The following is a 21,705-nucleotide window of genomic DNA, read 5'->3' as shown; positions in this document are numbered from 1 at the left end:
TCGGTTAGCTAAAGACCAACAGTAACGATTATTCTCACAACGCAGCAGGAGGCCACACGCCCATCCTCTGTAGTTTTACTACTCGTATATACATTCGAAAGGCTGAAATGGCCGACGATTTGTAGTAAAACTACACGCCGCCGAATCAACCTCCGGCATTCCAAGAATTTATAACGTCTGCCCACAAGGCCAGTCGCTAACTCAGGCAACCGATTCTGGAAGCCTTTCCGCCCTGGAGCAAGCCATGCAAGACCTCGATCCCGTCGAAACCCAGGAATGGCTGGACGCCCTGGAATCGGTTCTCGACAAAGAAGGCGAAGACCGTGCTCACTATCTGATGACCCGTATGGGCGAACTCGCAACCCGCAGCGGTTCGCAATTGCCTTACGCCATCACCACGCCATACCGCAACACCATTCCCGTTACCCACGAAGCACGCATGCCTGGCGACCTGTTCATGGAACGCCGCATTCGCTCGCTGGTACGCTGGAACGCGATGGCCATGGTGATGCGTACGAACCTGAAAGATTCTGACCTGGGCGGTCACATCTCCAGCTTCGCCTCCAGCGCAACCCTGTACGACATTGGCTTCAACTATTTCTTCCAGGCCCCGACCGACGAACACGGCGGCGACCTGATCTACTTCCAGGGCCACACCTCGCCAGGCGTTTACGCCCGCGCATTCATGGAAGGCCGCATCACCGAAGACCAGATGAACAACTTCCGCCAGGAAGTCGATGGCAACGGTCTGTCGTCCTACCCGCACCCGTGGCTGATGCCTGATTTCTGGCAGTTCCCGACGGTATCCATGGGTCTGGGCCCGATCCAGGCGATCTACCAGGCACGCTTCATGAAGTACCTGGAAGCCCGTGGTTTCATCCCTGAAGGCAAGCAAAAAGTCTGGTGCTTCCTGGGCGACGGCGAGTGCGACGAGCCGGAATCCCTGGGCGCGATCTCGCTGGCTGGCCGCGAGAAGCTCGACAACCTGATCTTCGTCATCAACTGCAACCTGCAGCGCCTCGACGGCCCGGTTCGCGGCAACGGCAAGATCATCCAGGAACTCGAAGGCGTGTTCCGCGGTGCTCAGTGGAACGTGACCAAAGTCATCTGGGGCCGTTTCTGGGACCCACTGCTGGCCAAAGACGTCGACGGTATCCTGCAACGCCGGATGGACGAAGTCATCGACGGCGAGTACCAGAACTACAAAGCCAAAGACGGCGCGTTCGTGCGTGAACACTTCTTCAACTCGCCAGAACTCAAGGCGATGGTTGCCGATCTGTCCGACGACGAGATCTGGAAGCTCAACCGTGGCGGCCACGACCCGTACAAGGTCTACGCGGCGTACCACGAAGCGGTCAACCACAAAGAACAACCGACCGTCATCCTGGCCAAGACCATCAAGGGTTATGGTACCGGTGCCGGCGAAGCGAAAAACACTGCGCACAACACCAAGAAAGTCGATGTCGAGAGCCTGAAGTTGTTCCGCGACCGCTTCGACATTCCGGTCAAAGACGCAGAGCTGGAAAACCTGCCGTTCTTCAAACCGGAGCCAAACAGCGCCGAAGCCCGCTACCTGAGCGAGCGCCGCACTGCACTGGGCGGTTTCGTGCCACAGCGCCGCGCGCAGAGCTTCAGCGTGCCGACGCCATCGCTCGATACCCTCAAGGCGATCCTCGACGGCTCGGGCGACCGTGAAATTTCCACCACCATGGCCTTCGTGCGGATCCTCGCGCAGCTGGTCAAGGACAAGGACATCGGCCCGCGCATCGTTCCGATCATCCCGGACGAAGCCCGTACCTTCGGTATGGAAGGCATGTTCCGTCAGTTGGGCATCTACTCGTCCGTCGGCCAGCTCTATGAGCCAGTCGATAAAGACCAGGTGATGTTCTACAAAGAAGACAAGAAGGGCCAGATCCTCGAAGAAGGCATCAACGAAGCGGGCGCCATGAGCTCCTTCATCGCTGCCGGTACTTCGTACTCCAGCCACAACCAGCCGATGCTGCCGTTCTACATCTTCTACTCGATGTTCGGCTTCCAGCGTATCGGCGACCTGGCCTGGGCCGCTGGCGACAGCCGCACCCGTGGCTTCCTGATCGGCGGCACCGCCGGCCGGACTACGCTGAACGGCGAAGGCCTGCAACACGAAGACGGTCACAGCCACATCCTGGCTGCCACCATCCCGAACTGCCGCACCTTTGATCCAACCTACGGCTACGAGCTGGCGGTGATCATCCAGGACGGCATGAAGAAGATGACCGAAGAGCAGCAGGACGTTTTCTACTACATCACCGTGATGAACGAGTCCTACCAGCAGCCAGCCATGCCGGCCGGTGTAGAGGAAGGCATCATCAAGGGCATGTACCTGCTCGAAGAAGACACCCGCGAAGCGGCGCACCACGTGCAGCTGATGGGCTCCGGCACCATCCTGCGTGAAGTCCGTGAAGCGGCGAAGATTCTGCGTGAAGAGTTCAACGTCGGCGCTGATGTGTGGAGCGTTACCAGCTTCAACGAACTGCGTCGCGATGGCCTGGCCGTAGAGCGCACCAACCGTCTGCACCCTGGCCAGAAGCCTAAGCGCAGCTACGTTGAAGACTGCCTGATCGGCCGTAAAGGTCCGGTCATCGCGTCGACCGACTACATGAAGCTGTTCGCCGAGCAGATCCGTCAGTGGGTTCCGTCCAAGGAATTCAAAGTGCTGGGTACCGACGGTTTCGGCCGCAGCGACAGCCGCAAGAAACTGCGTCATTTCTTCGAAGTCGACCGTCATTTCGTGGTGTTGGCAGCCCTTGAAGCACTGGCTGACCGTGGCGACATCGAACCCAAGGTGGTGGCTGAAGCCATCGTCAAGTTCGGTATCGACCCGGCAAAACGCAACCCACTGGACTGCTGAGGAGACACTCTGTGAGCGAACTCATTCGCGTACCTGACATCGGCAGCGGTGAAGGTGAAGTAATTGAATTGCTGGTCAAGGTCGGTGATCGCATCGAAGCTGACCAGAGCCTGCTGACACTTGAGTCGGACAAGGCGAGCATGGAGATTCCGGCCCCGAAGGCTGGCGTCATCAAGAGCCTGAAAGTGAAGCTGGGCGATCGCCTGAAAGAAGGCGACGAGCTGATGGAACTGGAAGTCGAGGGTGCCGCTGCGGCACCTGCGGCTCCGGCCGTCGCTCCTGCACCTGCGGCCGCTGCAGCACCTGCTGCGGCACCGGCACCGCAAGCTGCTCCAGCGCCAGCCGCTGCGCCTGCTGCGGCCACCGTTCAGGACATTCATGTCCCGGACATCGGCTCGTCGGGCAAGGCCAAGATCATCGAAGTACTGGTCAAGGTTGGCGACACCGTTGAGGCTGATCAATCGCTGATCACCCTGGAGTCCGACAAGGCCAGCATGGAAATCCCTTCGCCGGCTGCCGGCGTAGTGGAAAGCATCGCGGTCAAACTCGAAGACGAAGTCGGCACTGGCGACTTTATCCTCAAGCTGAAAGTGGCAGGTGCTGCGGCACCTGCTGCACCAGCACCAACTGCTGCTCCAGCCCCGGCTGCAGCCGCTGCGCCTGCCGCTGCTGCACCGGTTGCAAAAGCCGAGGCCGCTCCGGTGCCGGTTGCTGCTCCAGCACCAAGCGGTGCCAAGGTTCACGCAGGCCCGGCGGTTCGTCAGTTGGCCCGTGAGTTCGGCGTCGAGCTGAACGCGGTGAGCCCAAGCGGCCCGCACGGTCGCGTGCTCAAGGAAGACGTGCAGGTTTACGTCAAGGCCATGATGCAGAAGGCCAAAGAAGCTCCAGCCGCAGGCGCAACCGGCGGTGCCGGTATCCCGCCGATTCCGGTCGTGGACTTCAGCCGCTTCGGTGAAATCGAAGAAGTGCCGATGACCCGCCTGATGCAGGCTGGCGCCGCCAACCTGCATCGCAGCTGGCTGAATGTGCCTCACGTGACGCAGTTCGATTCGGCTGACATCACTGAGCTGGAAGCTTTCCGTGTCGCACAGAAAGCCGTGGCCGAGAAGGCTGGCGTCAAGCTGACCGTACTGCCACTGCTGCTCAAGTCCTGCGCACACCTGCTCAAGGAACTGCCGGACTTCAACAGCTCGCTGGCGCCAAGTGGCAAAGCGATCATCCGCAAGAAATACGTAAACATCGGCTTCGCCGTCGACACCCCTGAAGGCCTGCTCGTACCGGTCATCAAGAACGTCGACCAGAAGAGCCTGCTGCAACTGGCTGCCGAAGCCGCGTCCCTGGCTGAAAAAGCCCGGACCAAGAAGCTCTCGGCAGACGAGATGCAAGGCGCCTGCTTCACGATTTCCAGCCTCGGGCACATTGGCGGCACCGGCTTCACGCCGATCGTCAACGCGCCGGAAGTGGCGATCCTCGGCGTTTCCAAGGCAACCATCCAGCCAGTCTGGGACGGCAAAGCCTTCCAGCCGAAACTGATGCTGCCACTGTCGCTGTCCTACGATCACCGTGTGATCAACGGCGCCGCTGCTGCACGCTTCACCAAGCGTCTGAGCGACCTGCTGGGCGACATCCGCACCATTCTGCTGTAAGACCGAGTAGCCCTCCTTCACCGGAGGGCCACTCGGGCTCCACGTTTTCCGAGCGCCACGCTCGTACCTCAACCCCGCCAATTTGGCGGGGCTTTTTTTGCCTGAAAAACACCCGCCACTCAAGCATCCCGTCAACGGTCGATTAAGCGCTGTATGTATTCCTACCGTCGATAACAGTCGAGACTACTTTCGTGGCTTATTCAGACTACAGCCAAAGTCCACTTACCTATCAATATTTATCACCCAACGAACAATAGGATAGTGCCAACAAAGCACGCTGACCGCCTTCACAAAACACTGTAACTTTCACCGCTATATTTCGAACGGATTCGAAAATGTTTAAACCGACTGTCGGCCCGATTATTGGCCATACAACAACTCACCATGCGCGCATTTTTTTACGCGGCGATATAGAAGACAATGCCCCGGTCTTTGCGGGGATACGTTATCGCCGCGCCGCTGATACACACTGGTCCACAGGCCTGTTTGTTGCTTTAACAGCACTTCGCGACCTGTCCGACGTTATTGTGCTCAACAACCTCGACGCCGATACCGCCTACGAGTACCAGGCTGGCTGGTTCAGCACCATGAGCCCGGTACACACCGTGGAAACGGTGCAAGAGCTACCCCTGCAATGGCCGAAAGAGATCTACCGCTTTCGCACCGCATCGAGCAAAACCACTGCAGCACGGGGCTATATCGTTGGCTCATGCCGTTACCTGCGCATGACGCTGGGCGTTCCGTCGGCACCCGCGAAAGGCGATAGAATTTTTGCTGCTATCAACTCATTGGCTGAAAAAACTTCCCCCCCGATCAGTGCCTTGTTGATGACGGGCGATCAGGTTTATGTGGATGACCTGAACTTTCTCAGCCCTGATCGGGAGTACAAGGAGATTCTCAGCAAATATCGCACCGCCTTTTCACAGCCACATATTCAGAACTTGATGGCATCACTTCCGACTTACATGATTCTGGATGACCACGAAATAGAAGATAACTGGCCAGCCAATGCAAGCGCTAGCGACAAGCTCCTCTACAGGAATGCCATGGCGGCTTATGAGTTGTATCAGGCCAGTCATAGCCCTGTTCATGAGTTACTGCCCAACGGGCAACCCAGCCGAGAACTAAAGCATTACTGGTATCAGTTTTCCGAAGGGGATATCGAATGGTTCGTGACCGACAGTCGAACCCGACGCACGCTCTCGGCCGACGATCGACGCATCCTTGATGCAGAGCAGGAGCAAGCCCTGCTCAAATGGCTGATTCACAGCCCGGCACGGGTCAAGTTCGTGGTCACCAGCGTGATGTTCTACCCTGACCGCAAGCGTCATGGCGACGATGCCTGGAAAGCCTTTCCCGAACAGCGCCTGCGCCTGCTGGAAACCATCCGGACCCACAAGATCAACAACGTCATCTTCGTTTCCGGCGACGTTCATGGCTCCCTCACCAGCCGCCTGAGCCATAGTGAAGACCCGGACTTCGAGGTTCACACCATCGTCTCGTCGCCTCTGTGCAACAGCGCACTGCTGCCCTACGCCAAAGCCTCGACCTTCATACTCGACCAACCGTTGGTGCAGACCGTTGCGGGCGACTATCACCACCAACTGACCAGTAACGTGGTCAGCCAGGATAACTTTGCGCACCTGGTGGTCGATGCACAGCAGATTCGCGTCAGTTATCACGACCCGGAGGGCAACCCTCTGCAATCGACAAGCATTAAATTGCGTTAAGCCCGGAAAAGATCGCAGCGCGTTCCCCCGTAGAAGCTCCCGCAGGCTGCGATCTTTTCGCTCTACCACATTACTTTCAGACCCTCGCTGGAGAAAACCCCGCCCTCGCCGATACAGTCTTATAGCACTTAGCCTTCATCCTTACTTGTCAGTCAGTGCAGCATGATGCAACCTTGCCGCAGGCAACAGTAAAGAGGGCGCGAGCCCGGCGCGATCAGCATTTTCGAAGCGAGTTTCTTCCATGAAAAGCCATCCCGATGCCGCCAGCCGTATGGTGGCCGAGGTAGTGACGCAGTTGCCTGTGCCCTCGCGGCTCGGCATGCTGCGTTTCGAACGGCTGAATGAACCAAGCTGGGCGCTGCTGTTCCTTGACCCAAACTGCGAACGCCAGTTCGGATTGCCCGCTGTCGAGCTGTGCGCTCTGGTCGGCTCACCCTATGCGAGCCTGATGGAGCCCGAAGCGCGCTATCAGTTGCACGATGCAATCCAGCAGCAATTGACCGCAAGCCCGCATTACCTGGTCCGCTACACGCTGCACACCGCCCAAGGCTCCCTCAGCCTGCTCGAATTGGGCGAAGCCTATAAACAACACAATCGCCACCTGCTACGCGGCTATCTGCTGGTGGTCGACGGTTTGTTTACCGATGATCCGCTGCTCCCGGCGCTGGACCTGGAAACCCAGAACTCGCGCCTGCAGATTGCCCTGGAACTGAACCAGCGCGCCCAGCAGGAACAACTGCTGCACCTGGAGCGGGTTCGCGCCCAGCAAGACCTGATCCTGCTGCTCGCCCGCCAGCGCTACAGCACCGGCAACTCCTTGCAAGAAGCCGCCGAACTGATCACCCGCAGTGCCTGCGAGATCTACGAGATCGATTGCGCGAGCCTGTGGAACCTCGAAGGTCAGAAGCTGGTGCCGATTTCCGCCTATCGACGCGCCTCTCAAGAGTACTGGCTGCCGGACGTGATCGACGCCAGCAGCTTCCCGGATTACCTGGAAGCCTTGCACACCAGCCGCGCGATCGACGCCCACAACGCCATGCGTGACCCGCGCACCCGAGAAATGGCCGAGAGCCTGCGCCTGCGCGACGTCAATGCCATGCTCGACGCCAGCATCCGTATCGATGGCCAGGTCGTCGGCGTGCTGTGCCTTGAGCAAACCGGCATGACCCGCGCCTGGCAGTCGGACGAAATTGCCTTCGCCGGCGAGCTGGCCGACCAGTTCGCCCAGGTCATCAACAACCACAACCGCCGCACCGCCACCAGCGCCCTGCACCTGTTCCAGCGCGCGGTCGAGCAAAGTGCCAACGCCTTTTTGCTGGTCAATTGCGACGGTGTGGTCGAGTACGTCAACCCGAGCTTCACCGCGATCACCCAGTACAGCACCGAAGAAGTCCACGGCCATCGGCTGTCGGAACTGCCGGCGCTGGAGAACCTCAGCGAACTGCTGTTCGACGCGCCCTCAAGCCTGGCCAAGAGCAACAGCTGGCAGGGCGAGTTCAAGAGCCGGCGCAAAAACCTCGAACCGTACTGGGGTCAGTTGTCGATCTCCAAGGTCTACGGCGACAACCGTGAACTGACCCACTACATCGGCATCTACGAAGACATCACCCAGACCAAGCTCGCCCAGCAACGTATCGAGCGCCTGGCCTACACCGATAACCTGACCAACCTGGGCAACCGCCCGGCGTTCATCCGCAACCTCGACGAGCGTTTCGCCCGCGACAGCGACAGCCCGATCTGCCTGCTGCTGGTGGACATCGACAACTTCAAGCGGATCAATGACAGCCTCGGACACCAGACCGGCGACAAACTGCTGATCAGCCTGGCCCGGCGGCTGCGCAACAGCCTGAGCCCGAGTGGCAGCCTGGCGCGTTTCGCCAGTAACGAGTTCGCGGTGCTGCTGGACGACACCAGCCTTAAAGCCGGCCAACAGATCGCCAGCCAATTGTTGATGACGCTGGATAAGCCGATGTTCGTCGACAACCAGTTGATCAGCGTCACCGGCTCCGTCGGTCTGGCCTGCGCGCCGCTGCACGGCCGCGATCCGCAAACCCTGATGCGCAATGCGGGGCTCGCGCTGCACAAGGCCAAGGCCAACGGCAAACATCAGGTTCAGGTATTTACCGAAGCGCTGAACGCCGAGGCCAGCTACAAACTGTTCGTGGAAAACAACCTGCGCCGCGCCCTGACCCAGAACGAGCTGGACGTGTTCTACCAGCCCAAGCTGTGCCTGCGCTCCGGGCGCTTGCTGGGGATGGAAGCCCTGCTGCGCTGGAACCATCCGGAAAAAGGCATGATCCGCCCGGATCAGTTCATCAGCGTCGCCGAAGAAACCGGTCTGATCATTCCCATCGGCAAATGGATCGCCCGCCAGGCGTGTCGCATGAGCAAAGAACTGACCGCCGCCGGGCTGGGCAATTTGCAGGTAGCGATCAACCTGTCGCCCAAGCAGTTCTCCGATCCGGACCTGGTCTCATCGATTGCCAACATCCTCAAGGAAGAGCAACTGCCTGCGCGCTTGCTGGAACTGGAACTGACCGAAGGCCTGCTACTGGAAGCCACCGAAGATACGCACTTGCAGCTCGACCAACTCAAGCGTCTGGGCCTGACCCTGGCCATGGACGACTTCGGCACCGGCTACTCATCGCTCAGTTACCTGAAAAAATTCCCGATCGACATCATCAAGATCGATCGCAGCTTCATCCATGAAATCCCGGACAACCAGGACGACATGGAAATCACCTCGGCCGTGATCGCCATGGCCCACAACCTCAAGCTCAAAGTGGTCGCCGAAGGCATCGAAACCGCCGAACAGCTGGCATTCCTCCGGCGCCACCGTTGCGACGTCGGCCAGGGCTACCTGTTCGACCGGCCGATCCCGGGCTTTGATCTGATCGAGAAGCTCAAACGCTATCCGCGCGGCCCAATCGCCTGACAGCGCTGTAACACTCGGGCACACTGCTAGTCTGACTATTTACATTTCAATCTGACTGAGAGGACTGATCATGGTCTTGCGCTCGGAAATTCTGGTGAACAAAAACGTGCTCCCGACTAAAGAACAAGCTCTGCCTGGCCGCGAAACCCCAATGACCGTGCCCGAAAAACACTTCGTCCACGACGCTCCGCTACTGGGCCCGTTCGTGACCGACGTGGATTTCGCCATCTTCGGTCTGGGGTGTTTCTGGGGCGCAGAACGCAAATTCTGGCAGCGCGAAGGCGTGGTCAGCACGGCAGTGGGCTACGCAGGCGGCTTTACCCCGAACCCGACTTACGAAGAAGTTTGCTCAGGCCTGACTGGCCACAGCGAAGTGGTACTGGTGGTCTACGAGCCGGCAAAAGTCAGCTACGAAGAACTGCTGAAGATGTTCTGGGAACTGCACAACCCGACACAGGGCATGCGTCAGGGTAACGACATCGGCACTCAGTACCGCTCGGTGATCTACGCCACCAACCCGACACAGTTGGCAGCCGCCAAGCACAGCGAGCAGGTGTTCCAGGCTGAACTGACCAAGGCTGGCAAAGGCACCATCACCACCGAAATCGAAGAAGCGCCGACGTTCTACTTTGCCGAGGCTTATCACCAGCAGTACCTGGCCAAGAACCCTGAAGGGTATTGCGGGATTGGCGGTACGGGCGTGACTTGCCCTATCTAAGCAGCGACAAGCTGCAAGCCTCAAGCTACAAGTTGCCGGCGAACCGCTTGTAGCTTGTAGCTTGAATCTTGCAGCTGCTACTCAGCGATCAACCAATCCATCTGCCACCCACCCTGGGTCTGGCCGAGCTTTTTCGACAGCCACGGCAGCAACTCGCGCAACTCTTCCTCAAGCCCCCACGGCGGATTGGCAATCGCCAGCCCGGAACCGTTCAGGCTGTTTGGCGTATCCAGCGGATGCACCAGCAACTCCACGCGCAACAACTTCGGCGCACCGGTGCCGGCCAGATCCTGGTAGAAACGACGCAGCATGCGCTGGTCCTTCACCGGGTACCAGATCGCCGCTACGGTTTGACGCATCCGGCCAATCGCTTCTTTCAGCGATGCGGCACAACGCTGCATTTCATCGAGCTTCTCGAACGGCGGATCAATCAGCATCAACCCACGCTTCTCCGGCACCGGCAACAACGCCCGCGGCACGTGCCAGCCTTCGCCCAAGTGCACTTTGACCCGGCGATCGCCCTTCATGTTGTCCTTGAGCAGCAACCCGTCTTCCGGGTGTTTCTCGTTGAGCAACACCCGGTCCTGCGGACGGGTCAAACGTCGCGCCAGTTCTGGCGAGCCTGGGTAGTAGCGCAACTCGCCATCCGGGTTCATCTCGTGCAAGACGCGCATGTAATCGGCGGTCAGCGGCGGCAGATCCTGCTCGCCCCACAAGCGTGCGATGCCTTCCAGGTATTCACCGGTACGGCTCGCCTGATCGCCCTGCAGGTCATACAGACCAATGCCGGCGTGGGTGTCGAGATAGGCAAACGGCTGCTCCTTGCGCGACATCAAGGCGATGAGGCGGGTCAAGGTCAGGTGTTTGAACACATCGGCGTGATTGCCGGCGTGGAAGGCGTGACGATAATTCATGGCTGCTCCTGCGAAGGAGGCGAAGTTTACCTTGTACCGCGCCCAGCGTCAGGGGTTCGCAGCTGAGCGGGCAGACAAACCACGATCATTGATCAACGTGCGGGAAATCTCCGACGACTTTGCCTAGAAGTTTTGCCGACTGCGCGCCCTTCTCTCAGAGAGCCCCTCAGAAGGCCACATCAATTCGATCTACTTTTACTTTCACAAACTGCCCATTGAGAGACGGATGTTCATGGTGGATTTCCTGATCAAAAAACTCAACAAACGACCTAAAGACACTTCCGTCCAAATACCCATAAAGGAAACCTGAAAAACCATCGCCCAACATCTCAACCATGACATCTGTTTCTTGGGCAGTCACAACAAAACTGCTATCGGGCAGGATCATTTCAAGCTCAACCTCATAACGTGCTCCTACCATAATTTTTTCGGGGCAATAGCTCATAAAGCATTTGATCAACACACCGTTTACGAGCAGCACCACCTCCTCTTCAACTATCTCCCCGATGGAAACAACAAGAGCATTTTCAACTTTAGTCATTTGAGGGCCTCACCACTTGATGATCGTTCCCACGCTCCGCGTGGGAATTCCTCAAGGGACGCTCCGCGTTCCAGCCGCACTGGCCGGTATCGAGCCTGGCTCCGATGTGACGCAGAGCGTCACGGGCTGCATTCCCACGCAGAGTGTGGGAACGATCAATATTAACCAGCGGTTATTTTTCTTGTGTTGCTTGCGATTGATAACGCATCAAACACTCCAAGAGGACCCGCATGAACTGACGCTGATCCTTAACATCCTCATAAAAATAAGTATCAATCTTTGAAAACACCCCATCAAAATCATCGTTTATGCCTAAAAAATATACCAAAGTACCAATTAGCAACTGTCGTTCATTCTCGCTATAAATAAGAAATTCTGGCCGCATTAAAATATCAAAAAGCTCAGCAAGCTCTTGCTCATCGTTCACATCCTTCGAAACGATAATCTCCTCCCTCGCCACATCACTTGTGTTTTCCATATCAAATACGAAAAGCAAACTACGTATATCCCAGATATTGTAGGCATCTTTCATTAATCAAAGTCCGTATAAGAAATTTCGCCTCCGTTTCGGGGTCGCTTCTTTACCAAGTGGACTGATCTTCAAGACTGGCTTTATGGAGGTCGTCTTTCCACGCTTCGCTTGCCAACCGATATATGTCCTCGAAAAATCCACGAGGATCGTCTATTTCTGTTTCATTCCACGCAATAGTGCGTGGCTCATCGTAATCACTTTCAAACTGAGCAGCAAAATCAAAATTTTCTTGTCTCAGGATATCCTCAAGCATTTTGAACGTTACAAATCTATGCCTATAAGTTAAATAGTCAAAGTCCGGAAGTATGAATACCTTTATTATCTTCTCCCTATCATTTTTCTCATTCGGATTATATACCCACAGCTCCTCACCCAGCGTTTCCTCTCTATCGTATATTGATATCCCTCCAAGCAAATACAAAGGGACTGGTACATAAGGGATGTTTACAAACGGATGAGTCAACATTCATTTCACCTTTCGTGGAAAAGCAGTAAATGGTCGTTTTATATTTTTCTTATCAAACTTAATCTCCGCACCATCCAAACCCTCAATATACTTGGGGCTATTTCTATCTTTATCATTCGGCTTATATCCACGACCGGCTCCTGGCAACTCCATTCGAACAATAGGATTCCGTTCGCTATCATAGCCAGTTGGTTCAGGTGGGTCACGATGCATCTTCGACAGAGCATAACTTATCGCCCGAAACTGCATAGTCCAACTTTTAAACTGAGAGCTAGAATTAATCTTCTCTCTTACTCCTTTTTTTGTTGGATGCGAGCCGTCAATTGCCCGTTGCTTTAAGGCCTTGTCACCAATTTCCGGACCATGCTTCGCGACCGTATGCATTTTGTATTGTTTTTCCCAATCCAAAACTTGGCGTTTGGCCTCTGCCTCATTTTCTGGCTCAAACTTTTCCGTCTTAGGTAGTGCTGGAGACTGCTCATCAACCGCTGCGCCACCCACATCATCCGGCGCCTTACAACCCGGCTTGTTCGGTGGCGGACAATTTCCGTTCAACCCCAGCGGGTCAATCCACCCCGTCGGATTCGGGGTGTACTGGTAGCCGTTTAGCCCGCCCGCCAATTTGATCGGGTCGGGTGTCAGGTAGCGGCCGATGTCCGGATTGTAGTAGCGATGCCGGTTGTAGTGCAGGCCGCTTTCGGCGTCGAAGTACTGCCCCTGAAAGCGTAACGGCTGCTCGAGCTGTTCTTCACCGAAGTGCTTCAGGCTGGCGAGTCTTCCGTAGGCCTTGTAGGTCGCCGACCAGACGATCTCGCCACCGTAATCCGTCAGTTCCTGCGGGGTGCCGAGGTGGTCGAGTTGGTAGTAGAACGGGCAGGCCTTGCGAGGGCCTTTGCCGTCGAGCATGGCCAGGGGGCGAAAGCTGCCGGGTTCGTAGAGGTAGCTGCGGTAGTGTTCTTTGCTACTTTCGGCGACGAGGTTGTCGCCTTGCCAGAAGAATTCGGTGGTGTGGCCGTCGACGGTTTTGGTGATGCGCCGACCGAAGGCGTCATAGCGATAACTGGCGGTTCTGCCATCCGGCAGCGTGACGCCGATCAACCGGTGCTGGCAGTCGTAGCGGTATTCGGTGACGAGTTTTTGTGCGGTGCCGCGGCGCTCGCGAATCAGGTTGCCGAAGGCGTCGTAGTCGTAATGGCGGTCGCCTTGCAGCAGCAGGCGGTTGCCTTTGATCGTCGCCAGGCCCGGGCGATCGTGCATTTGCAGGTTGCCCGCCGGGTCGTGCTCAAAGCTTTGCGCGGGTTCGCCGCGAGAATGGCGTACGCGCGTCAGGCGGTTGAGCGCGTCGTAGTAGTAGCTGCACTGGCCGTGGCGACTGTCAGCGATGGCGGCCAGGTTGCCGTTGACCGCATAGCTGTAGTGGCGCATGTACAGCGGTCGGTCTGACTGGTTGACCGCGTGGGCGTGCAACCGGCCCTGCTCGTCATAGTGGTACTGGCTAAGCAGTTGGCCTTGCTGGCGTTGTTGTTCGCGCCCCGCGTCAAAGACGTGCGTGGTCAGCCGCGTGCCGTTGAGGTCGATAGCGCTGAGCACCCCGCCCTTGGCGTGGTGGTAGTCGAGTGTGCTGTTGTCCGGCAAGCGCAGACGATTGAGCTGGCCGCAGGCGTCGTAGCCATAACGCAAGGTGCCCCAACCCTGATGTTCGGTGATCAGGCGGTCCTGCTGGTCGTACTCGAACTCCAACGGGTGGTCGTGACCGTCATCGACGCTGACCAGTCGGCCAAGACCGTCGTAGCAATACTCGACGTTGACGCCATCGGGCAGGGTCTTGACCAGCAACCGTCCTGCCGAGTCCCGCTGGTAGGTGGTGATCAGCGTTGAGCCGTCATCGCCGAACTCGGTTTTCTCCAGCAGATGGCCGTTGAGGTCGTACGCATAGGCGGTGCGGCGGCCGTCGAAACCGGTTTCCTGTCGGATCAGGCCATTGGGCGTGTAGTCCAGCCGATACTTTTCGCCGGACTCGTTCTCGATTTCTGTCAGCAACAGCTGCGCGTTGTCGTAGCGATAACGCAGTTGCGTGCCGTCGGCATTGATTCGGCGACTGACCAGGTGCAGGTCGTCGGCGTATTCATAGCGCGTAACCTGGCCCAGCTCATCGCGTTCGGCGGTGATTTTGCCGTAGGCGTTGTAGCTGAAGGCGCGGCTGGCTCCTGTGGGAAACGTTGTCTGAATCAGTCGCCCGACGGCATCCCATTGGTAGTGGGTGACGGCACCGTGTTCGTCCTGACGGCTAATCTGCCGACCCAAAACATCGTAGGAGAACCGACACCGGCCACCGTCTGGCAACGTTTCTTCGAGCAGTTGCCCCAAGTCGCTCCAGACGAACACATGCCGACTGGTATCCGGATAACGGATCGACAGCAGCCGCCCCCGAGTGTCGTAGTGGTAATGCGTGACATGCCCGTCGGGATCGGTCGCTTCAGTAACGTCTCCCTGAGCATTGCGCCGATACTTCCACACGGCTTTACCGCGATATCGCGCATGCAGGAAACCGTCGCGGTATTCGTAGGCCGTCGGTTCGTCTTCCGGTGGAATCAGCGCGACAAGCCGTCCGACCTCGTCGTAACGGTATTCGGTGACGGCCCCCAGCGGATCCTGCTCGGCAATCAGCCGACCTTTGTCATCGTAGGCCTTGAGATGTTCGCCACCCTCCAGGTCGACCTTGCGCACCAGCCGCGCCCGATCGTCATGGACGTAAACCTCTTCGCTGCCATCGATATTCAGGACGGTGACACCGCCCTGGTCATCCCAGGCGTACTGGGCGTCCATCTGCGAAAACGACGCCCAGTGCCGAATGCATCTGGCAGCCTTGCCGGACCTTTCCCACTCCCAGAAAAAGCTCGCACCACCGACCAATTGCCGCTGCAAAATGACGTGCTGAGCGTCGTAGTCGTAGCGCTCGCTTTCGCCTGCGGCGTTGGCCGCTTCGATCAGTTGATCGCGTTCGTCATAGCGATAATTGACCAGCGTCTGCTCGGTGTGCCACGCCTCGTCGAGGCTCTGGGCCGGAACAAAACGCTGGTAATCGACGGCGATCAAATGACGGCGGTCATAACGCAACAGCAAGGCGCGACCGGCGCCGTTATCGAAGCGTTTGATGCGATCCTGACGGTCGCGGGTGATGCGCAGGCGGTTGTCGTAACCGTCGCTGACGGTCGTCAGCCGGCCGTTATGAAAGTGATAAAAACGCGTGTCGTCACCGGCCTGGGCGAGGATCAGTTCCTCGGGCTCATCGCCCAGATAAATCGCCGCCCGCGAGAGACTGTTATGGATCGCCGGGCGCTCGACGTTCGGTAACGGGAATGCCGTACGACGGTTTTCGTGGTCGATCCAAATGACGTTGTCACCGTCGATTTCCAGGCGATGCGCCAGCGAATGGCTCCAGCCAAAGCCGAGCCCGCTATCGATCTCGGCGGCGCTGGTGCGATAGAGCCGGGTGAAGTCGAACGGCAGAATCCCGTCCAGCGAACCATCGACCAAGGTCAGCAGTTCTTCGCCAGTGACCATCGACACCGGACACTTGTTGGTCGCGGTTTTATCTGCCGAATCGGCGCTGTCGCCGTTGGGGTTTTTCGCCTGCGTCGGGGCGTCGACGTGAGGCTCGTGTTTTTTCAACGTGGTGTTTTTGCGACCATTCCAGCGCAGCTGCATCCGACCTTTTTTCAGACCCGCCGCGACACCCCGTGCGGCGACTTTTTTGTAGCGGTCGACGTAGTCCATGAAGTTGTTGATGATCGTGACCATCGACTTCACGAACCCCATGGCCGCCTGAAAAATCTGCGCGCTGTACCTGGCCAGACGCACTGTCAGCCAGGCAATGCCAACCCCGACGACACTCAGCACCAGACCCATCAGCAGATCGATGACCAACTCGACCACGACCTTGGAAATGGCCTCGGCCGAAGACCCGGCCAGTTGCGTCGGAGGCAATGCTTCCAGCCACAAAGTCGCGGTGCGCATCAGCAGACACAGCGCCGCCTCGTCGCTGGCCAGCAACATGGCTTTTTCCATCTTGTCTGGAGCGCTTACGGCCAGATCGGCAAGTCTGCCGGCGCTTTCACCGAGCTTCTCGACATAGGCTTCGGGATTTTTCAAAATGTCGCTCAGCTCGCCGATGCCATCCCAAACACCCTGAATCGCCGCCCAACTCCCCGCGAGCATTCCATTGCCCGCCGCCGCCAACGATGCCGAAGCCGACTGCTGTGACCACTGCGGCTTGAACCCTTCCCACTCATCACGCAGCCAGTTTTCCAGCTCTTCGGTCAGGCCCTCGTAAGCGTCGAAAAGCTCATCGACTTGCCCCGCCGTCACTTCGCTTTGGACATGAACGCGATAGAACTTCCCGGCGGTCCCCTTAAACGTCCCTTTGCCGTTTTCATCCAGCAGGACCGGCGTCTTTTCACCGCCCTCCACGGCAATCACATCGACCTGAATATTCCCCAAGGGAATGTCGTAGACCGATTCGAACTTGCTCTCGATCTGCAACAGGCCGCCGGCCGGACACTGCGCCACACTGGAAATGAAATCGTCATCGCCGCTGCTCACCGCGGTGGTCGTGCTGCCGAACTTGATCTGCCGCTCCATGCCCATCAGCGACGGCATGTCAGTAGCGTGGCTAACCTTGTCGGCGGCCTTGATGAACCAGCGGTTGAGTTGTTCGCGGTAGAGGCTGAGGGTGTCTTTAAAGCTGTCGAGTTCCTGCTCGATACGTGCGATCTGATCCATCAGATCAGCTCCGCCATCAAGAACTCCACCAAGGCAGTTTTCGGTGCTTGAGGCAGGTCAGGTGCGTCAAGAAAGACCGCAACCTTGTGCCGTAAAACGCTTTCGGAAAACGCTTCAAACAGGTCCGGGTGATCGTCGCTCAGCCACGTCAGCAGGTTGTTGATTCGAGTGGTGGCAGACAGGGCCGCGAGTTGCTCCAATAGCGCGCCGGGAATCTCCCACCATGGAAAAACCTTCGATGTTTTCAGCGCACAACCACCGATTTCCAGGGCCTGACCATTGATCAGGCAGCGCCCGATCGGCGGCATCAGTTGCGCGACATCAACCTGTTCAGACTGAAGAATCGGCAGCAAATAACGTCCGTCCCAGAAACGGAAAAATACTGCGTTGCCGTTGGGTAACAGGGCTTGCGTAAGGCTGCGCAGATGGTCGACCAAAGCCTCTTGAGGAGCAGAAGACACCGCCAGCCAACCCCAGTCGCGAGACTCGGTAGTGGCAACCCACTCCAGAAACTCACTGTCCGCAGCGACGATGCCGACATAGGGCATCACCGACATCCACTCGGCGTAAGCGGTGTCGGCCCAGATGGCGCTCGGTGCTTGCGTAGTGATCGAGCGTTGCCAGGCTTTAAGGGGCTCGGCAGAGCTCGCATTGCCGAACACCGCGATCAACTGCTCGGAAGGTTTCAGCGGATGGCGCTCCAGCCAGGCACGAGGTGACAAGGCATCAGGCTGCACAGACACCCTCCTTGCAGCGCTCGCATTCTTCGCAGAACGGCGCGTCGCTTTTCAGGCTCAGAATCTGTGCGGCGCTCAGCAGCGCAATTGGAGTTGCGGCGAGTTTCAATGGAACGTCCAGCGACTTCGGCGCAGCAGCAACCATCGCCACCATCGGCGCGCCACCCAGCTGAATCGGCACGCTGCTGAAGATCCCGGCAGCGCTGATGTTGATCCACTGCCCGCCCGCCTGAATGGTCGCGCTGGCACCACCGTCGATAACCACTTGCTGGCCGGCGCTGACATGGAATTGCTGACTGGCATTGAGCACCTGACTGCTCACCCGAATGTGCCGGTCGCCGACCACCTCCAGGTGATCGCTGCGCCTCACTTCGGCCTGGCGAATGCCGTGGGTGATGCGCTGTTCGCCAGCCTTCAGTTCATGGCGATCGAGACCCGCGACGACCACACTTCGCTGGTTGCCCACTTGCGTGTGCAAGTCGTGCAATACGTGTTGTGTCCAGTCGCGCTGGGCCCGCAGATGGATTTCCTCGGCGCCCTTGCGGTCTTCAATGCGCAGTTCGTTGTAACCACCACCACCGGGACTGCTCTGGCTGCGAAAAATGCTGCGGGTTTTGTCCGCCGGCAGATCGAGCGGCACCGGGTTGGCCCCATTCGGCAGGCAGGCCACCACCATGGGTTTGTCCGGGTCGGCATCGACAAACCCCACCAACACTTCCATTCCAACCCGCGGGATCAGCGCACTGCCGTAACCGTCATGAGCCCAGCCACTGGCGACGCGCAGCCAACAACTGGAATGTTCGTTGCGCTGACCTTCGCGGTCCCAGGCAAATTGCACCTTGACCCGCCCAAACTCGTCGCAATGGATTTCGCTATCGGTCGGCCCAGTGACGACCGCGTTCTGATAGCCCGGAACCCGCGGCTTGTTTTCGGCCAAAGGCGGACGAAACGGTACGTCCCACGGCGTCGCCAGAAAGGTATTGCGATACCCCTGAAAATCACCGCTGTCAGCGGACTCTTCCAGCACTTGCGGTTGCCGGCCGTGGTGCTGAATTTCTGTCAGTAGCCACAGGTCATTCCACTCTGTGCGCGGGTGTTCGGCGATCTTCAGAAAATGGCCGGTGAGCAACGCCGATTGATCACTGCGACCTTCGGCCTGACGGAAATCCGCGCCATGGCGCTCCAGCGCCCGCTGCGCCAGGTGTTTGCCGTGGTCGCGATCGGTGAACTGACCGGGATAACGGTAGTCCTCCAGCACCGTACGCTGCTCGCTGTCGACAGTGCTTTGCAGCAACAGGCCGGGTTTGTGGAAGTCGTAGTCGCGACGGGTGACTGCGGTGGTGCGGGTTTCCAGGCGGACGTTGAAGCGCTTGATTGCAGGCTGGTCGGCGGCCATTCCACTGCCTGGCAAATAAAGGGTCGGCTGCGCCAGATTGGGGAAAAACGTCTGATCGTCACCGAACACCAACAGGTGACCTTTCGGGTTGTGCCGGAAGTGGTAATGAATACCGATCTCGGCGCAAAGACGCTGAATGAACGCCAGATCACTCTCGGCGTATTGCACGCAGTACTCGCGCCGGGGGTATTCGCTATCGAGCCGAAAGGCGAATGCATCACCCAGAATGCCGTGATCCTTGAGCACCAGAGCGATGATCTCGGGAACGCTTTTATGCTGGAAGATTCGTTGGTTGATGCGTCGATCGAGATCGGTCAGCCGCGGCACCAGACTGATCTGGTAGCGGGTCAGACGCTTGCCGGAATCGCCTTGGGCGACGCGATGCACCTGGCCATGAATGCCGGCCCCCAGTGCATCGAAACTGAGGAAAGCCTGACGATACAGCAGGCTCTCGAGGTCGAGGTCCGGATGTTCACTGACCAGCTCCAGGTCAAAACGATAGGGTTGGCTGATGGCTTCCTTGCCCGTGAACTCAAGCACTTTGAGCTCATTCTGGACGCCGTCGAGGGTCAACGTGAAATGCGGTTGATGGGCTGACGCGAGCATCCGATGCCTCTGAAGCAGAATGAAGGCGGGCGATTCTGCATGAGCGACAAGGGGGGGTGACGGAGGGTCAGAAAAATCAGATTCGCCCTGATTTTTTAGAGAGTTTTCCTTCAGATATCAGGATGAACTACTACAGACATTCCTGTCGGACGGACCGTGTTGGCGCCATCTTGAGCCACAACACGATGGTTAAAACCGACGGACGAAAAAAACGGCTCGCATCCATAAAGGCTGCGAGCCGTTTTTTATTCAGCGAAAGATCAGCGCCTCAGCGCTTCACATCACTTGTTCAAGTGAAAATCTTTTTCCGCCGCGGCGAAACGCTGCAACATACCGGCAGACGGCTCACCCATTTTGCTGACCAGCAAAATAGCGAGGCTGGCGAAGATGAAGCCCGGGATGATTTCGTACAGACCCAACAGGCTGAAGTGCTTCCAGACGATCACAGTGAGTGCACCCACCACGATACCGGCGAGTGCGCCGTTACGGGTCATGCCTTTCCACAGTACCGAGATCAGTACCACCGGACCGAACGCGGCACCGAAGCCGGCCCAAGCGTAGCTGACCAGACCCAGTACGCGGTTTTCCGGGTTGGCGGCCAATGCGATGGCGATCAGTGCAACGGCCAGAACCATCGCGCGACCAACCCAGACCAGTTCAACCTGGGAAGCGTTTTTACGCAGGAAGGATTTGTAGAAGTCTTCGGTCAGGGCACTCGAGCACACCAGCAATTGGCAGCTCAGGGTGCTCATCACGGCAGCCAGAATGGCCGACAGCAGCACACCGGCAATCCATGGGTTGAAGAGGATCTTGGCCAGTTCGATGAACACACGCTCGTGGTTTTCACTTACAGGCATCGCCACGGCCGGGTTCGCCGAGAAGTAAGCAATACCGAAGAAGCCCACCGCCACGGTGCCGCCCAGGCACAGGATCATCCAGGTCATGGAGATGCGACGCGCGTTGGCAATCGACTTGACCGAATCCGCCGCCATGAAGCGCGCCAGGATGTGCGGTTGACCGAAGTAGCCCAGCCCCCAGCCCATCAGCGAAATGATGCCGATAAAACTGGTGTTTTTCAGCATGTCGAAGTTGCCTGGATCTTGTGCTTCGATGGCCAGGAAGGTGGTGTCGATACCGCCGGTAGCCAGCAGCACGATGATCGGTGTCAGCAACAGGGCAAAGATCATCAGCGTGGCTTGTACGGTGTCAGTCCAGCTCACCGCCAGGAAACCACCGACAAAGGTGTAGGCAATCGTCGCCGCAGCGCCGGCCCACAATGCAGTCTCGTAGGACATGCCGAAGGTGCTTTCAAACAGACGGGCACCGGCCACGATGCCGGAGGCGCAATAAATGGTGAAGAACACCAGGATCACCACAGCAGAGATGATCCGCAGCAAGCCGCTCTTGTCTTCAAAACGGCTGGAGAAGTAATCCGGCAACGTCAGTGCATCGCCGTTGTGTTCGGTCTGCACGCGCAGCCGGCCGGCCACGAACAGCCAGTTCAGGTACGCACCGACGATCAGGCCGATGGCGATCCAGCTTTCCGACAGACCCGACATGTAGATAGCGCCCGGCAGCCCCATCAACAACCAGCCGCTCATGTCGGAGGCGCCCGCCGAAAGCGCGGTCACGACGCTGCCCAGGCTACGGCCACCCAGAATGTAGTCAGAAAGGTTGTTGGTGGAGCGATAGGCCATGAAGCCGATCAGCACCATTGCCGCGATGTAGATCACGAACGTGATCAAGGTTGGATTGCTTGCACTCATTGAGTAACGCCCTGGCTTTGTTTTTATGTAGCAGCGATCTGCTGAA

At 58.0% G+C, this 21,705-nt stretch carries 13 protein-coding genes; 5 read left to right on the top strand and 8 right to left on the bottom strand.

The features are described from left to right. The first annotated feature begins 244 nt into the window (after window positions 1–244). The 5 genes from aceE to msrA all read left to right on the top strand — a co-directional run bounded on the left by aceE (window position 245) and on the right by msrA (window position 9,919). Window positions 245–2,890, top strand: coding sequence for a pyruvate dehydrogenase (acetyl-transferring), homodimeric type (gene aceE / locus FPT12_RS19035; RefSeq protein WP_145018496.1), 2,646 nt, complete (start codon window positions 245–247; stop codon window positions 2,888–2,890). Between the two features lie 11 nt (window positions 2,891–2,901). Next, window positions 2,902–4,536 (top strand): dihydrolipoyllysine-residue acetyltransferase, encoded by a 1,635-nt coding sequence (gene aceF / locus FPT12_RS19030; RefSeq protein ID WP_145018493.1) that lies wholly within the window; start codon window positions 2,902–2,904, stop codon window positions 4,534–4,536. Window positions 4,537–4,871: 335 nt separating this feature from the next. After that, window positions 4,872–6,266: an alkaline phosphatase D family protein gene (locus tag FPT12_RS19025; RefSeq protein ID WP_145018490.1), complete on the top strand. Its 1,395-nt coding sequence runs from the start codon at window positions 4,872–4,874 to the stop codon at window positions 6,264–6,266. Window positions 6,267–6,507: 241 nt separating this feature from the next. Further along, complete coding sequence (locus FPT12_RS19020) at window positions 6,508–9,201, top strand: GGDEF and EAL domain-containing protein (protein ID WP_145018487.1); 2,694 nt, start codon at window positions 6,508–6,510, stop codon at window positions 9,199–9,201. Between the two features lie 70 nt (window positions 9,202–9,271). After that, window positions 9,272–9,919, top strand: a complete 648-nt coding sequence (gene msrA / locus FPT12_RS19015) for a peptide-methionine (S)-S-oxide reductase MsrA (protein WP_030129439.1) — start codon at window positions 9,272–9,274, stop codon at window positions 9,917–9,919. Window positions 9,920–9,996: 77 nt separating this feature from the next. Here the strand turns inward: msrA and FPT12_RS19010 are convergent, their stop codons facing one another. From FPT12_RS19010 to putP, 8 genes are all read right to left on the bottom strand, one after another. After that, window positions 9,997–10,833 carry a 23S rRNA (adenine(2030)-N(6))-methyltransferase RlmJ gene (locus FPT12_RS19010; RefSeq protein WP_054595295.1) on the bottom strand — a complete coding sequence of 279 codons (837 nt, stop codon included), beginning with the start codon at window positions 10,831–10,833 and terminating at the stop codon, window positions 9,997–9,999. 166 nt (window positions 10,834–10,999) lie between these two features. After that, complete coding sequence (locus tag FPT12_RS19005) at window positions 11,000–11,374, bottom strand: hypothetical protein (protein ID WP_145018484.1); 375 nt, start codon at window positions 11,372–11,374, stop codon at window positions 11,000–11,002. Between the two features lie 172 nt (window positions 11,375–11,546). Continuing rightward, window positions 11,547–11,906, bottom strand: coding sequence for a hypothetical protein (locus FPT12_RS19000; protein WP_145018482.1), 360 nt, complete (start codon window positions 11,904–11,906; stop codon window positions 11,547–11,549). Between the two features lie 49 nt (window positions 11,907–11,955). Next, entirely contained in the window at window positions 11,956–12,372 is a 417-nt protein-coding gene (locus FPT12_RS18995; protein ID WP_103316354.1) for a hypothetical protein, read from the bottom strand. Beyond that, on the bottom strand, window positions 12,373–17,154 hold the full coding sequence (locus FPT12_RS18990) for an RHS repeat-associated core domain-containing protein (protein WP_145018480.1): 4,782 nt from the start codon (window positions 17,152–17,154) through the stop codon (window positions 12,373–12,375). Then, window positions 17,154–17,891 carry a DUF4123 domain-containing protein gene (locus tag FPT12_RS18985; RefSeq protein ID WP_145018477.1) on the bottom strand — a complete coding sequence of 246 codons (738 nt, stop codon included), beginning with the start codon at window positions 17,889–17,891 and terminating at the stop codon, window positions 17,154–17,156. Before FPT12_RS18985 ends, FPT12_RS18990 begins: the two co-directional genes overlap by 1 nt. After that, a complete protein-coding gene (locus FPT12_RS18980) occupies window positions 17,881–19,893 on the bottom strand; it encodes a type VI secretion system tip protein VgrG (protein WP_145018475.1) in 2,013 nt (670 codons plus the stop codon). Before FPT12_RS18980 ends, FPT12_RS18985 begins: the two co-directional genes overlap by 11 nt. A gap of 281 nt (window positions 19,894–20,174) precedes the next feature. Beyond that, window positions 20,175–21,659, bottom strand: a complete 1,485-nt coding sequence (gene putP / locus FPT12_RS18975) for a sodium/proline symporter PutP (RefSeq protein ID WP_145018472.1) — start codon at window positions 21,657–21,659, stop codon at window positions 20,175–20,177. Between the last annotated feature and the right edge of the window lie 46 nt (window positions 21,660–21,705).

The sequence above is a fragment of the Pseudomonas sp. H3(2019) genome (assembly GCF_007713465.1).
Lineage (GTDB): Bacteria > Pseudomonadota > Gammaproteobacteria > Pseudomonadales > Pseudomonadaceae > Aquipseudomonas.
This window is presented reverse-complemented; position numbering and strand designations above follow the sequence as displayed.

Excerpts from the sequence above, each read along its gene's own strand:
- aceE (WP_145018496.1), top strand. The coding sequence starts at position 245 with ATGCAAGACCTCGATCCCGTCGAAACCCAGGAATGGCTGGACGCCCTG.
- FPT12_RS19025 (WP_145018490.1), top strand. The coding sequence starts at position 4,872 with ATGTTTAAACCGACTGTCGGCCCGATTATTGGCCATACAACAACTCAC.
- FPT12_RS19020 (WP_145018487.1), top strand. The coding sequence starts at position 6,508 with ATGAAAAGCCATCCCGATGCCGCCAGCCGTATGGTGGCCGAGGTAGTG.
- msrA (WP_030129439.1), top strand. The coding sequence starts at position 9,272 with ATGGTCTTGCGCTCGGAAATTCTGGTGAACAAAAACGTGCTCCCGACT.
- FPT12_RS19010 (WP_054595295.1), bottom strand. The coding sequence starts at position 10,833 with ATGAATTATCGTCACGCCTTCCACGCCGGCAATCACGCCGATGTGTTC.
- FPT12_RS19005 (WP_145018484.1), bottom strand. The coding sequence starts at position 11,374 with ATGACTAAAGTTGAAAATGCTCTTGTTGTTTCCATCGGGGAGATAGTT.
- FPT12_RS19000 (WP_145018482.1), bottom strand. The coding sequence starts at position 11,906 with ATGAAAGATGCCTACAATATCTGGGATATACGTAGTTTGCTTTTCGTA.
- FPT12_RS18995 (WP_103316354.1), bottom strand. The coding sequence starts at position 12,372 with ATGTTGACTCATCCGTTTGTAAACATCCCTTATGTACCAGTCCCTTTG.
- FPT12_RS18990 (WP_145018480.1), bottom strand. The coding sequence starts at position 17,154 with ATGGATCAGATCGCACGTATCGAGCAGGAACTCGACAGCTTTAAAGAC.
- FPT12_RS18980 (WP_145018475.1), bottom strand. The coding sequence starts at position 19,893 with ATGCTCGCGTCAGCCCATCAACCGCATTTCACGTTGACCCTCGACGGC.
- putP (WP_145018472.1), bottom strand. The coding sequence starts at position 21,659 with ATGAGTGCAAGCAATCCAACCTTGATCACGTTCGTGATCTACATCGCG.